The following is a 12229-nucleotide window of genomic DNA, read 5'->3' as shown; positions in this document are numbered from 1 at the left end:
AATATGAGCGTGACTTCAGCGGATCTTGCGGGCGATCGCGACGTGATCGCCCGCGCCGAGGCGATCAGGGACGCCGTTGCGGCGGCCTCCAACGATATCGAAACGACGCGCCGCCTGCCGCCGGACCTGCTCGACCGGCTGCATGAGGCGGGGCTGTTTCGCCTGCTGTTGCCGCGATCGACTGACGGGATCGAGACCGATCCCGTCACCTTCTTCCATGCGATCGAGGCCATTGCCAAGGCCGACGCCTCGACGGCGTGGTGCCTGAGCCAGGCCGGCGGCTGTGCGATGTCGGCAGCTTATCTCGACCTGCCGGTCGCGCAGGAGGTGTTTGCGGACCCGCGCGCCGTGCTCGCCTGGGGCCCCGGCCCGAAAGTGAAGGCGATCGAGTGCGAGGGCGGCTACCGCGTCACCGGGGTCTGGTCGTTTGCCTCCGGCGGGCGGCACGCCACCTGGCTCGGCGCCCACTGCCCGGTCTACGCCGCGGACGGCTCGCCGCGCCGCGACGCCAATGGTGAGCAAATCGAGCGCACCATGCTGGTGCGGACCGAAGACGTCGCATGGACCGACATCTGGAATACGGTCGGGCTGCGCGGCACCGCCAGCGACCAGTTCGCGCTGAACGACTTCTTCGTGCGATCGGACCATTCGATCACCCGCGAATTCGATCGCGAGTGCCGCGAGAACGGGCCGCTGTATCGGATGAGCGCACACACCTGCTACCAGGTGGGCTTCGCCGGGGTCGCCTGCGGCATTGCCCGCAGCGCGTTGGACAATTTCGTCGACGTCGCCCGCAATAAGGTGCCGCGCGGCATGAAGAAGACGCTGCGCGACAATGCGGTGGTGCAGTCCGGCCTTGCCCAGGCCGAGGTCAATCTGCGCGCGGCCCGCGCTTTCCTGCTGCAGTCGATGGCGGATATCTGGCACGATCTGGTCGCCGGCCACAGCATCACGGTTGCGCAGCGCATCACGATCCGGATGGCGGCAACGCACGCCATCCACAAAGCGCGGGAAGCCGTCGACTTCGCCTACAACACGGCCGGCGCCACTGCGATCTTCGACGGCCATCCGCTGGAGCGGCGCTTCCGCGACATCCACACCGTGACCCAGCAATTGCAGGGCCGCTTCAGCCATTTCGAGACCGTCGGTGCCTGGATGCTGGGCGCCGATGCGGACCTCAGCTTCGTCTAACCCGATTTCTCAAGGAGAAGAACCATGCCATTGGGCGGACTACAGCATTACACCATTGAGCCACAGGACCTCGAGCGCACTAGGGAGTTCTATTGCGATGTGCTCGGGCTCGAGAATGGCGATCGGCCGCCGCTCGATTTCCCTGGCTACTGGCTCTATTCCGGCGGCCAGGCCACTGTCCATTTGATGGGCACTCGCAAGCCGCGCGACGGCATCGTCGTGCGCGGCACCGAAAAGAAATACGAGGACACCGGCCGCCTCGACCATATCGCCTTTGCCGCCACTGATGTCGAAGGCGTGCGGAAGCGCCTGCAGGCGAAGAACGTTACTTTCCGCGAGCAGATCGTGCCGCGCACCGGTGACACCCAGATTTTCCTCTACGATCCCGACGGCGTCGGCGTGGAGTTGAACTTCCCGAAGAGCTGAACCGGCCTTCGCCGGATTGTCCGCATGCGTCGGCCAATTTTCGTGTCGCGAAATCGGTTCCCGACAAGGCCCTGACTCGGCCATCACTCGGGCGTGATCCGGTCCGTTTTTCTTCAACATTGAATGACGAATTAGCCGGGCCGCGCCGCTGCGGCAGAATAGCCGGGTGCTGCGCCTTTAACCTACCCCAGGGCATGGTGGCCCGGCTATTCATCCCACTTCGCTCAGTCGAGCCCGCGTTCGTGGCTGAGGCGGACCATTTCGTTGATGAAGATTTGTTTCTGGTTGTCGTCAAGGCTCGCATAGAGCGGTTCGGCGGCGTCTGCGACGCCGCGCTGATCGACCGCGCGGTCATTGAGGAACTGGGCCTCGTTGCGCATCTGCTCGATGATGTCGTCGGGCGGATCGCGCTGTGCGCGCGCAATGCGCAGGTTGAGACGGTCGGCGCCGTTATGGCCGAGATAGTGCATCGCACTGTTGAAGCCGGCCCAATTCTTCTCCTGCTCCGGCGTCAGGTTGAGCTCCTTCTTGATCCGCTCGATGTTGGCGTCGCTGTTGGCGACGATCTGTTCTGCTGTGAGTTGCGGTGCGCCAGCCTGGGTCAGCACGGTCGGCGCTTGCTTCGCACCTTTGTCCTTGGCGGCGGCCTTGGCTGATTTGGTGGCCTTGGCGCCCTGCTTGTCGCCTGACGCCGGGGCCTGCGCATTCTTGCCGTTGCCGGCATTGGGGCTGGTATTATTGCCATTGTTGCCGGTCAGCACCCCGGTCACGCCAGTCACCACCCCGACAACGCCGCCGATCGCGCCCCCCAAAACGCCGCCGACCGGTCCAGCAGCCTTGTTGCCCTCCCGCGCGCCTTTTTCGACGCCCTGCACGATCTGCGCATCGACCATATGAGGCACTGCGAGCAGTGTGACGGTGGCGGCCCCAACGGCGGCGCACAATCTCCATTGTGCTCGCAGCTTCGCAACCGGGATGAGCATGATCGGGTCTCCGTGATCGATGGTGGATTGCAGAATTGATGCGGGGGTACGTTCGACGAATCCGGACCTTATCGTTTTCAGCTTCGGCAAGTCTATCGGTCACGCTGGGCATCAGCATGACGGAACACAGCGTGACCGGAGACTTGACCGGAAACCTGCGGCTCAACCGCGCACCGTCTGCGCGCGTGTCTGCGTCAAACCTCGCGTGCGTCGCAGCATGATCGGAGAAGCGCCGCAGACCACCCGCAACTGCGGCGAAGCCGATGACACTGCCTGCGATTTGACCACAACGTTAGTACTACGTGGCACAGGCATCTCGTTTCTCGACAGCAGCCGGCAATTCTGTTCTGATCAGCGCCAACGAAATCCCGCGACGTCGCGCGAACGCGACGCACAAAACAACAACGGGATGCAAAGTCTTTATCCGTCGGCTGCCAGGGAGGGATCGCCATGTCACGGAAGAAGCTTTCACGCCGAGAATTCGTTGCAGCGACAGCGCTGTCATCGGCTGCGCTCATTACAGCCCCCTACGTGCGTGGCGCCTACGCAGCCGGCAAGCTCTCGATGGGTTTCTGGGATCACTGGGTGCCCGGTGCCAACAAGACCTCGACCGACCTCGTCAATGAATGGGCAGCCAAGGAAAAGGTCGAAGTTCAGATCGACTACATCACGAGCCAGGGCAACAAGCTTCTCCTGACCAGCGCAGCCGAAGCGCAAGCCAAATCCGGCCACGACATTCTGGCGATGCCGACCTGGCTGCCGCACGCTAATGCGGAGCTGCTTGAGCCTGTGAACGACGTCATGGATCCGATCATCAAGCAGAACGGCGAAGTGAACGACACGGTCAAATATCTCGGCCAAGCCAATGGCACGTGGCTCGGCGTCCCTGCCTGCATCGGCAGCCAGATCAAGGGGCCATGCTCCCGCATCGACCTGATGAAGAAACTGGCCAACATCGACGTCCAGGAAATGTATCCGGCCGGCAGTCCGCCGAAAGCAGACAACTGGACCCTTGATACGTTCCTAAAAGCGGCGGAAGCCTGCTCCAAGGGCGGCTTCCCCTTCGGCATCGGTCTTGGCGAGACCTCCGACAGCGTCGACACTGCCGGCGCGATCTTTCAATCATTCGGCGCGGAACTCGTCGACACCAAGGGCAACCTCACCGTTAAGACCGACGCCGTTCGGCAAGCGCTCGATTATTATAAGAAGCTGATTGCCTTCCTGCCGCCGGACGCAGCCGCGTGGGATGATGCCTCGAACAACAAGTGGCTGATCTCGGGCAAGGGAGCATTGATCATGAATCCACCGAGTGCCTGGGCGGTCGCCAAGCGCGACGCGCCTGAGGTTGCCGCGCAATGCTGGACCCACGGTTTCCCGGCCGGGCCGAAGGGCCGATTCGCGCCCTACCTGCCCTTCTTCTGGACCACCTGGAATTTCTCCAAGAACAAGCAAGCAGCAAAGAGCTTGCTCGCCCACCTGTCGCAGCCGTCATCGATCGAGAAGCTGGTTGTGGCGAGTGGCGGCTATGACCTGCCAGCGTATGAAAAACTGACCACATTGAAGACCTGGGCGGAGCAAGAGCCGCCGAAGGGCACGCTCTATCACTACCCCAACCCTCATAACCATCAGAAGCTGTCGATTGCGGCCTCGCCCGCGCCGCCGAAGGTCGCGCAACAGATCTACACGCAGGCGACGCTGACCAAGATGGCGCTCCGCTACTCGCAGGGCGAAAAGATGGAAGGCACGCTGGCCTGGGCGGAAGGCGAGTGCGAAGGCTTTATGCGAAGCTAACAGCAGGGGTGTTGTTGCGGCGGCCTGTTGCCGGTCGCCGTGATACATTTGCCGTCACGCCGATGCGATCGGAAGGCCGCAGGCGATCGGCGAGCCGAAAGGGCCGTTGCGTTGCAATAATAAATTGGGCGAGGAAGATGCATCATGGTTGATGTCGCATTTCAACCGAACCGCGCCGCGGCCGCGCAAGCTGGGCGCAAACGCTCCGGTCTGCACAAAGCGCTCAAGCGCAAGTCTACTGCGGCGTTTCTGATGACGCTGCCGCTGATCCTCTTGATCGCGGTTCTCGTACTCTACCCGGCCCTCTATTCCTTGCACCTCGCGACGCTGAACAAGGCGATGACCAAGTTCGTCGGCTTCGGCAACTTCGAATTCCTGTTCAAGCGCGAGACCTTCTGGCTGGTGGTCAAGCAATCCTGCATATTCGCGATCTCGGCGGTGGTGTTCAAAGCGCTGATCGGCTTCATCGTCGCGCATTTCGTGCACAACGTGCCCGCCAACAAGCAGCGCAAGTGGCGCGGCATGCTGCTGGTGCCATGGGTGATCCCGCCGGCCATGAGCACGCTGGCCTGGCTGTGGCTGTTCGACCCTTCCTACAGCGCCTTCAACTACACGCTTTCCTTCTTCGGCATTGGCCCGATCCCGTGGACCGGCGACGCGATGTGGGCGCGCTTCTCGGTGATCCTGGTCAACGTCTGGTACGGCGCGCCATTCTTCATGATCATGTATCTGGCGGCGCTGAAATCGGTGCCCGAACAGCTCTATGAGGCGGCCGCGATCGACGGTGCCAATTGGTGGCAGCGCATCTGGTATGTGACCTTGCCGATGATGCGCAACATCATCGCGATCACGACGCTGTTCTCGCTGATCGTGACCTTCGCGAATTTCGACATCGTGCGAATCCTGACCGCGGGCGGGCCGCTCGACCACACCCACATCTTCGCAACCTGGGCGTTCCGCGTCGGCATCGAGGGCAGTGACATTCCGCTCGGCGCCAGTGTCTCGCTGTTCATGGTGCCGATCCTCGCGGTCGCGGCGATCTTCATCCTGCGCGACATCACCAAACGCGGGAACGAATCCTGATGAGCACGGTAACGATCGACAAGTCCGGACCGACCCGTAAGGTCAAGTACGGCAGCATGAGCCGCGATCGGACCTGGGCGCTGCGCTGGTCCTATTTCTTTCTGACACTGTTTGCGATCTTCTCGCTGGTGCCGCCGCTCTACATGCTGATCACCTCTCTCAAGGGCAGCGCGGAGATCTCGGCGGCGACCAACCCGTGGTGGGTGTACCACCCGACATTGGAGAACTACATCCAGCTCCTGACCTCGAACCAGTTCCTGCGCTTCTTCTGGAATTCAGCCTGGGTCTCGATCATCGTGGTCACCATCACGATGCTGATCAGTGTGCCGGCAGCCTTTGCGCTGGCACGGATGAAGTTCTGGGGCTCGGCCACGCTCGCGACCGGCGTATTCCTCACTTATCTCATTCCGGACAGCCTGCTCTTCATACCGGTGTTCAAGATGTTCGCGGTGATCGGCGACTGGACCGGCATTCAGCTCATCAATCGCTGGTATGTCCTGCTGTTCATCTATCCGACGCTGACGGTGCCGTTCTGCACCTGGATCATGATCGGCTATTTCGCCTCGATCCCGAAGGAGCTCGACGAGGCCGCGATCATCGACGGCGCGAGCTGGTTCCAGACGCTGACGCGGATCTTCATTCCCGTCGCCCTGCCCGGCCTGATCGCGGCGACGATCTTTGCCTTCACCGTCTCCTGGGCCCAGTTCCTCTATCCGCTGGTATTCACGACCTCGACCGACCAGCTCGTGCTGCCGGTCGGCATCATCACGACCCTGATCAAGGGTGACGTCTTCAACTGGGGACAGATCATGACCGGCGCCCTGCTCGGCGCCGCGCCGCCGCTGATCATCTACGCCTTCCTGATGGACTACTACATTGCCGGCCTGACCGCCGGTGCGACAAAGGGTTGAACGCGACAAGGGTAGAATTCATGGCTGACGTCAGTTTGCGCAAGGTGGTGAAACGTTACGACGAGGTCGAGGCGGTGCGCGGCATCGATCTCGACATCGCCGACCATGAGTTCGTGGTGCTGGTCGGACCGAGCGGCTGCGGCAAGTCGACGACGCTGCGGATGATCGCGGGCCTCGAGGACATTTCCGATGGTGACATCATGATCGGCGGCGACGTCGTCAACGACGTACCGCCGAAGGACCGCGACATCGCGATGGTGTTCCAGAACTACGCGCTCTACCCGCACATGACGGTCGCCGAGAACATGTCGTTCGGGCTGCGGCTGAAGCACTATCCCAAGGCCGAGATCAAGAGCCGGGTGACGGAAGCCGCCCGCATGCTCGACATCACCGACCTGATCGACCGCAAGCCGAAGCAGCTCTCCGGCGGCCAGCGCCAGCGCGTCGCGATGGGACGTGCGATCGTGCGCAATCCGAAGGTGTTCCTGTTCGACGAGCCGCTGTCCAATCTCGACGCCAAGCTGCGCGTGCAGATGCGGATCGAGATCAAGAAGGTGCATCAGAAGGTCCGCACCACGACCGTCTACGTCACCCACGACCAGGTCGAGGCGATGACGCTGGCCGACCGCGTGGTGGTGATGAACCACGGCAAGATCGAGCAGATCGGTACACCCAACGAGCTCTACCACAAACCGGCGACCCGCTTCGTCGCCAGCTTCATCGGCTCGCCCGCGATGAATTTTGTGCCGTGCCGGCTCGAGGACGTCGGCGGCAAGCTCAATGTGCGGCTGACCGATCGCCTCAGCTTCCCACTGCCGCCGGCGCGCGCCGCCCGCTACCAAGCCCTCTCGCGCACCGACAAACTGTTGCTGGGCCTCCGGCCCGAGCATGTCATGGAGGCCCGGCCGCATGCCGAGCCCGGTATCGAGCCGTTCGACGCGACGCTCGACGTCACCGAGCCGATGGGCATGGAGACCCTGGTCTATTTCACGCTCGAGGGCTCCCAGCTCTGCGGCCGGGTCAATCCCAATGCCGGCGCGCAGGATGGCAGCCCGCTCCGATTGGCTGTGGACCTCAACAATATGCATTTGCTAAACGAGGTGACCGGCGCCGTCCTTTGACGGCGCACAAGAAACCTCAAGGGCAGGAAATGGCCACCAACAAGAAGAAGATCTTCATCACCCAGACTCTGTCGCCGGGGGCACGGGTGCTCCTCAATGAGCGGGACGACGTAGAACTCATCGAATTTCCCAACCTGATCTCGGCCAAGGATTTCCAGGCGATGCTGGAGCAGCATGCGCCGGTCCATGGTGTGGCGCTCGGCGCGACCCGCTTCGGCGAGGCGGAGCTGGAGGCCGCCAAAGGCATGCTGGTGGTGACCCGGATCGGCGTCGGTTACGACGCCGTCGATGTGCCGGCATTGTCGCGCCGCAAGGTGCCGCTGATGGTCGCCGGCACCGCGAACTCGCCGTCGGTCGCCGAGCAGGCGCTGTTCATGATGCTGACGCTGGCCAAGCGCGCGAACGAGATGCACGCGATGGTCAGGGATGGCACCTGGGCGAGCCGTCTCGGCGTGCTGCCGTTCGATCTCTACGGCAAGACGGTCCTGATCGTGGGCTTCGGCCGTATCGGCACCCGCACCGCCAAGCGCTGCCTTGCCATGGAAATGAACGTGCTGGTCTACGATCCCTTCAAGCCCGCCAGCGAGATCACGGCGGCCGGCTGCGAGGCCGTGCCGAGCCTCGAAGCAGCGCTTCAGCGCGCGGATTTCGTCACGATCCATTGCCCGAAGAACCCCGAAACGGTCGGCCTGTTCAATGCGGCGCGGATCAGGCTGATGAAGCCGACCGCTTATCTCATCAACACCGCGCGCGGCGGCATCGTCGATGAGAAGGCGCTGCACGACGCTCTGGTGTCGGGCAAACTGGCGGGCGCCGGCCTCGACGTGTTCGAGGTCGAACCGCCGCCGGTCGGCGAGCCGCTGCACGCCCTGCCGAACGTGATCATGGCACCGCATGTTGCCGGCGTGACCGTCGAGGCCGTCGATCGCATGAGCGACCAGACCGCGCGCAACATCCTGAGCGTGCTGGACGGCAATCCGCTGCGCCAGAATGTGATCAACCTGGACGTCCTCGGCTGAGCGTTCAGCCTTCCTCGTTTGCGCCGTGGCCGATCCCGCGAGATCGGCCCGGCGATGTGGAGCATGCACATGGCTTTCAAGGAATTCGGCAACTACGATGCGGTCGGTCTCGCCGAGCTCGTCCGCAAGAAGGACGTGACGCCGAAAGAGCTGCTTGACGAAGCGATCGCGCGCACGGCCGCGGTCGATCCGAAGATCAACGCGGTCGTCGTCAAGCATTACGACCACGCCGAGCGCCAGATCGCCAAGGGTTTGCCTGACGGTCCTTTCACCGGCGTGCCGTTCCTGCTGAAGGACCTCGATCTGCTCGAGGGCACACGCACCACGTCGGGCGCCAGCCTGCTCAAGGACTTCGTCGCCGACCACAACGGCACGCTGACCCAGCGCTTCCTTGATGCGGGTCTTGCGATCTTCGGCAAGAGCTCGAGCCCGGAATTCGGGCTGATGCCGACGACGGAATCCCGCCTGTTCGGCCCGACCCGCAATCCCTGGAATCTTGATCATTCTTCCGGCGGCTCGTCCGGCGGCGCGGGAGCTGCGGTCGCAGCCCGCATCCTGCCCGTCGCGCATGCCAGCGATGGCGGCGGCTCGATCCGTATCCCCGCCTCCGCATCCGGCGTGTTCGGCATGAAGCCGACGCGCGCCCGCAACCCGGTGGGCCCCGATCGCGGCGAAGGCTGGGGCGGCTTTTCCGTCGGTCACGTGCTTAGCATCAGCGTCCGCGACAGCGCTGTGATGATGGATGCGATCCATGGCCCGGAGCCGTCGAGCCTCTACGTTGCGCCGCCGCCGGAGCGGCCGTTTTCTCAGGAGGTCGGCCGCGATCCCGGCCATTTGCGCATCAGCTTCACCGACAAATCGCCCTATGGCGACGCCATTGATCCGGAGATCGCCGCGGCAGTCCGCGACATTGCCAAGCTGCTGGCGGGCCTCGGCCACCATGTCGAGGAGCGGGCGCCGCCGCTCGCGGCCGATCCCGCTGCGGTCATGACGACCATCGTCGGCGGCAACACGGCTCTGACCATACGCCTGCTCGAGCAGCGTGTCGGGCGCGCACTGACGTCGGACGATGTCGAGCGACTGACGCTCGCCAGCGGCCAGAACTCGGTCAAGATGACGCCGGCAGATTACGTCGCCGCGCAGCTTGCGGCGTTCCAGATCTCACGTGGGCTAGCGACGTTCTTCCAGGGCTGCGACATCTTCCTCAGCCCGACCCTGTGCGCGCCGCCGCTCCGCCTTGGCGAATTGAACACGATGTCCGAGGACCTCACCCACATCGCGCCGGTCTTGCGCCGCTACATGCCGGGCACCTCGATGTTCAACATGTCCGGGCAGCCGGCGATGTCGGTTCCGCTGGCCTGGAACAAGGCCGATTTGCCGCTCGGTATGATGTTCGCGGCCAAGCTCGGCGAGGAAGGGCTGCTGTTCCGCCTGGCCGGCCAGCTCGAACAGGTCCGCCCCTGGAAGGACCGTCGCCCGCCGGTCTGTGCGTAGGAGCGTTCTCGAGTGGACCCCGGTTTGCGTCACGAAAACGCGTCAGACAGAAACTTGGAGCTTCCGCTCTGATTCAGTCAGAGCACGAAGCGCCGGGCTGACAAAGGGTAGTCAGATCAGGTAGATAGGACGGGCGTCGGCGCGATTCCGCCGGCGACATGCCCAGGAGACCGAACCGTGAATGACCCGACCGACAATGCGCTTGCCGCGATCGCGAGCATTCTCGACCAGACGAAGACACCTCCCGATACGGCCAAAACATCCGACAAGACGGCGGATGAGGCCGCTGAGCCCGTGGAGGAGCTGCCGGTCTCCATAGCGATGCCACCGCCCCTGCCATCGTCCGTCGAGGCCGCCTCCGTCGAAGTTGTGTCCGTCGCGGTCGAGCCCGCTGAGCCGACGGCGGTCGAGCCGCCGCCGATCGCGCAGCCCGAGCCGGGCGAACTGTCCGAGCCAAAAGAACCGGAGCCAAGCGAGCCAGCACCAAGCGAGCCAGAGCCCATCCAGGCGCCCCAACCGATCGAAGCCAACGGCTATTCGAAGTCCGGCCCAGGTCCGATGGCCGCGCTGCGGTTCCGCTGGACGGTGCGCGAGGACGACGGCCGATACTATGTCGACGAGACTGTCGGCGAGGGATCGACCCCGCTTGTCAACGGCCCGATGGACAAGGACGCCGCGATCAAATTCGTCGATGATCGCGAGGCCGAAGCGCGGCGCCGCTTCGAGCATTTCAAGCACGAGATGATCAGCCGCACCGCGACTCTCATGCAGGCCAGGGAGAGCAGCGAGGGCTAGCCCTGCGTGGGCCTTGGCGGTCCCAGAAAGTCCTTCTTCGCGAGATCGACGCCGGCATGGCGAAGAATGTCGTAGGCCGTTGCGACATGGAAGAAAAACTGCGGGACGCTGAAGGTCAGAATCAGGGACTTGCCTGTGAATGGCCTGGTTGCGCCGCTCCGGAACGTGAATACGACATCCTTGTCGGCGGCGGAGTCGATCACCTCCCGCGGCAGGCTCTGCACAAAATCAATCGTGGCCGCAATCCGCGCTTTCAGCTCGGTGACGCCGGGCGCCGCATCGGCGAAGACCAACGGAGCGCACTCTGCCAGCAACGCGCAGCTCAGAACGACATGCCGGTTCGCTTCCCCGACCTGCTGGCGAAAGCTGTACATGTTCGGAGCCAGCCGCATTCCGAGCAGCACTTCAGGTTCGATCTTGCGAGCCTGGGCGTAGGCGTTCGCGTGATCGAGCAACGCGGAAAGATTGCGCAGATACGGCACATAGACGCCGACGGAGGTTTCGTGGAGCGAGATGGTCACCTGTGCGCCCGTTATGCTGGCTCGATCATCCCATCTGGTCTAAATGCTCCGCAGCGACATGTCATCGGAATTGACGGAGAAGTTTGATGTTTCGCGCGCTGGCCGGCCTCGCCCTCGCCTTGCTCCTGACCGCCGCGCATGCGCAGCAGGCACCGTCCCGGCTCGACGAGATCGTCAAGCGCGGCACGCTGCGCGTCGGCATGACCGGCGACTACCTGCCCTTCACTGCATTCGACAAGGAGACGAAGACGTTCCGCGGCTTCGACGTCGACATGGCGCAATCGCTCGGCAAGGCGCTCGGCGTCAAGGTTGAGTTCGTGCCGACATCGTGGCCGCAGATGATGAAGGATTTCGAGGCCGACGATTTCGACGTCGCGATGGGCGGCATCTCCATCACCTACGAGCGGCAGAAGAAAGGCCTGTTCTCGACCCCGATCATGCGCGAAGGCAAGACGCCGATCGCACGCTGCGCCGATAACGGCAAGTTTGAGACGATCGCCGAGCTCGACAAGCCCGGCACCCGCGTCATCGTCAATCCCGGCGGCACCAATGAACGCTTCGCGCGCGCCAATGTGAAGGCCGCCGACATCCGTGTCTTCAACGACAACACCAAGATCTTCGACGAGATCGCGAAGGGCGACGCCGACCTGATGATGACCGACGCGTCCGAGACGCGCTATCAGCAGAAGCTGCACCCCGGCGTGCTCTGCGCTGTGCATCCCGACAAGCCGTTCGACTTCGCGGAAAAGGCCTACTGGATGCAGCGCGACGTCGCATTGAAGGCGTTCGTCGACCAGTGGCTTCACATCGCGCACGAAGACGGCAGCTACGCGAAGATCTACGCTGCGTGGTTCGAATAGCCCGCATCGAACGCGCACGCTCATAAATTGATGC

12 protein-coding genes are annotated in these 12229 nt (G+C 63.3%); 10 read left to right on the top strand and 2 right to left on the bottom strand.

The features are described 5' to 3' along the window. The first annotated feature begins 3 nt into the window (after positions 1 to 3). Both ABIB78_RS14785 and ABIB78_RS14780 read left to right on the top strand, forming a co-directional pair. Positions 4 to 1191 (top strand): acyl-CoA dehydrogenase family protein, encoded by a 1188-nt coding sequence (locus ABIB78_RS14785; protein ID WP_429025573.1) that lies wholly within the window; start codon positions 4 to 6, stop codon positions 1189 to 1191. A 24-nt stretch (positions 1192 to 1215) separates the two neighbouring features. After that, the gene (locus ABIB78_RS14780; protein ID WP_429025572.1) at positions 1216 to 1617 is read left to right on the top strand and encodes a VOC family protein; all 402 of its coding nucleotides are present in this window, start codon (positions 1216 to 1218) and stop codon (positions 1615 to 1617) included. A gap of 224 nt (positions 1618 to 1841) precedes the next feature. Here ABIB78_RS14780 and ABIB78_RS14775 read toward each other — a convergent pair whose 3' ends face one another. Further along, the gene (locus ABIB78_RS14775) at positions 1842 to 2600 is read right to left on the bottom strand and encodes a Spy/CpxP family protein refolding chaperone (RefSeq protein ID WP_429025570.1); all 759 of its coding nucleotides are present in this window, start codon (positions 2598 to 2600) and stop codon (positions 1842 to 1844) included. 450 nt (positions 2601 to 3050) lie between these two features. Between ABIB78_RS14775 and ABIB78_RS14770 the strand changes: the two genes are divergently transcribed. The 7 genes from ABIB78_RS14770 (at position 3051) to ABIB78_RS14740 (ending at position 10814) form a co-directional block, all read left to right on the top strand. Further along, positions 3051 to 4391: an ABC transporter substrate-binding protein gene (locus ABIB78_RS14770; protein ID WP_429025568.1), complete on the top strand. Its 1341-nt coding sequence runs from the start codon at positions 3051 to 3053 to the stop codon at positions 4389 to 4391. Between the two features lie 144 nt (positions 4392 to 4535). Then, on the top strand, positions 4536 to 5474 hold the full coding sequence (locus ABIB78_RS14765) for a carbohydrate ABC transporter permease (RefSeq protein ID WP_429025565.1): 939 nt from the start codon (positions 4536 to 4538) through the stop codon (positions 5472 to 5474). Then, positions 5474 to 6385: a carbohydrate ABC transporter permease gene (locus ABIB78_RS14760; RefSeq protein WP_429025564.1), complete on the top strand. Its 912-nt coding sequence runs from the start codon at positions 5474 to 5476 to the stop codon at positions 6383 to 6385. Before ABIB78_RS14765 ends, ABIB78_RS14760 begins: the two co-directional genes overlap by 1 nt. 20 nt (positions 6386 to 6405) lie before the next feature. Then, on the top strand, positions 6406 to 7506 hold the full coding sequence (locus ABIB78_RS14755) for an ABC transporter ATP-binding protein (RefSeq protein ID WP_429025562.1): 1101 nt from the start codon (positions 6406 to 6408) through the stop codon (positions 7504 to 7506). A 29-nt stretch (positions 7507 to 7535) separates the two neighbouring features. Then, the gene (locus ABIB78_RS14750) at positions 7536 to 8525 is read left to right on the top strand and encodes a hydroxyacid dehydrogenase (protein ID WP_429025561.1); all 990 of its coding nucleotides are present in this window, start codon (positions 7536 to 7538) and stop codon (positions 8523 to 8525) included. 69 nt (positions 8526 to 8594) lie between these two features. Beyond that, the gene (locus ABIB78_RS14745) at positions 8595 to 10019 is read left to right on the top strand and encodes an amidase (RefSeq protein WP_429025559.1); all 1425 of its coding nucleotides are present in this window, start codon (positions 8595 to 8597) and stop codon (positions 10017 to 10019) included. 177 nt (positions 10020 to 10196) lie between these two features. Next, positions 10197 to 10814, top strand: a complete 618-nt coding sequence (locus tag ABIB78_RS14740; RefSeq protein WP_429025556.1) for a hypothetical protein — start codon at positions 10197 to 10199, stop codon at positions 10812 to 10814. Here the strand turns inward: ABIB78_RS14740 and ABIB78_RS14735 are convergent. Next, positions 10811 to 11335 carry a DUF1993 domain-containing protein gene (locus ABIB78_RS14735; RefSeq protein ID WP_429025554.1) on the bottom strand — a complete coding sequence of 175 codons (525 nt, stop codon included), beginning with the start codon at positions 11333 to 11335 and terminating at the stop codon, positions 10811 to 10813. The genes ABIB78_RS14740 and ABIB78_RS14735 overlap by 4 nt on opposite strands. Before the next feature lie 86 nt (positions 11336 to 11421). On the opposite strand from ABIB78_RS14735, the gene ABIB78_RS14730 reads away from it, so the two are divergent. Next, positions 11422 to 12195, top strand: a complete 774-nt coding sequence (locus ABIB78_RS14730; protein WP_429025553.1) for a transporter substrate-binding domain-containing protein — start codon at positions 11422 to 11424, stop codon at positions 12193 to 12195. Positions 12196 to 12229: the final 34 nt, after the last annotated feature.

The organism is Bradyrhizobium sp. I1.14.4 (assembly GCF_050435825.1).
In the GTDB taxonomy this organism is placed as follows: domain Bacteria; phylum Pseudomonadota; class Alphaproteobacteria; order Rhizobiales; family Xanthobacteraceae; genus Bradyrhizobium.
Note: the sequence above shows the minus strand (reverse complement) of the source record. Positions and strands in the feature narration are given on the sequence as shown.

Excerpts from the sequence above, each read along its gene's own strand:
- ABIB78_RS14770 (WP_429025568.1), top strand. The coding sequence starts at position 3,051 with ATGTCACGGAAGAAGCTTTCACGCCGAGAATTCGTTGCAGCGACAGCG.
- ABIB78_RS14760 (WP_429025564.1), top strand. The coding sequence starts at position 5,474 with ATGAGCACGGTAACGATCGACAAGTCCGGACCGACCCGTAAGGTCAAG.
- ABIB78_RS14780 (WP_429025572.1), top strand. The coding sequence starts at position 1,216 with ATGCCATTGGGCGGACTACAGCATTACACCATTGAGCCACAGGACCTC.
- ABIB78_RS14745 (WP_429025559.1), top strand. The coding sequence starts at position 8,595 with ATGGCTTTCAAGGAATTCGGCAACTACGATGCGGTCGGTCTCGCCGAG.
- ABIB78_RS14775 (WP_429025570.1), bottom strand. The coding sequence starts at position 2,600 with ATGCTCATCCCGGTTGCGAAGCTGCGAGCACAATGGAGATTGTGCGCC.
- ABIB78_RS14750 (WP_429025561.1), top strand. The coding sequence starts at position 7,536 with ATGGCCACCAACAAGAAGAAGATCTTCATCACCCAGACTCTGTCGCCG.
- ABIB78_RS14730 (WP_429025553.1), top strand. The coding sequence starts at position 11,422 with ATGTTTCGCGCGCTGGCCGGCCTCGCCCTCGCCTTGCTCCTGACCGCC.
- ABIB78_RS14755 (WP_429025562.1), top strand. The coding sequence starts at position 6,406 with ATGGCTGACGTCAGTTTGCGCAAGGTGGTGAAACGTTACGACGAGGTC.
- ABIB78_RS14765 (WP_429025565.1), top strand. The coding sequence starts at position 4,536 with ATGGTTGATGTCGCATTTCAACCGAACCGCGCCGCGGCCGCGCAAGCT.
- ABIB78_RS14785 (WP_429025573.1), top strand. The coding sequence starts at position 4 with ATGAGCGTGACTTCAGCGGATCTTGCGGGCGATCGCGACGTGATCGCC.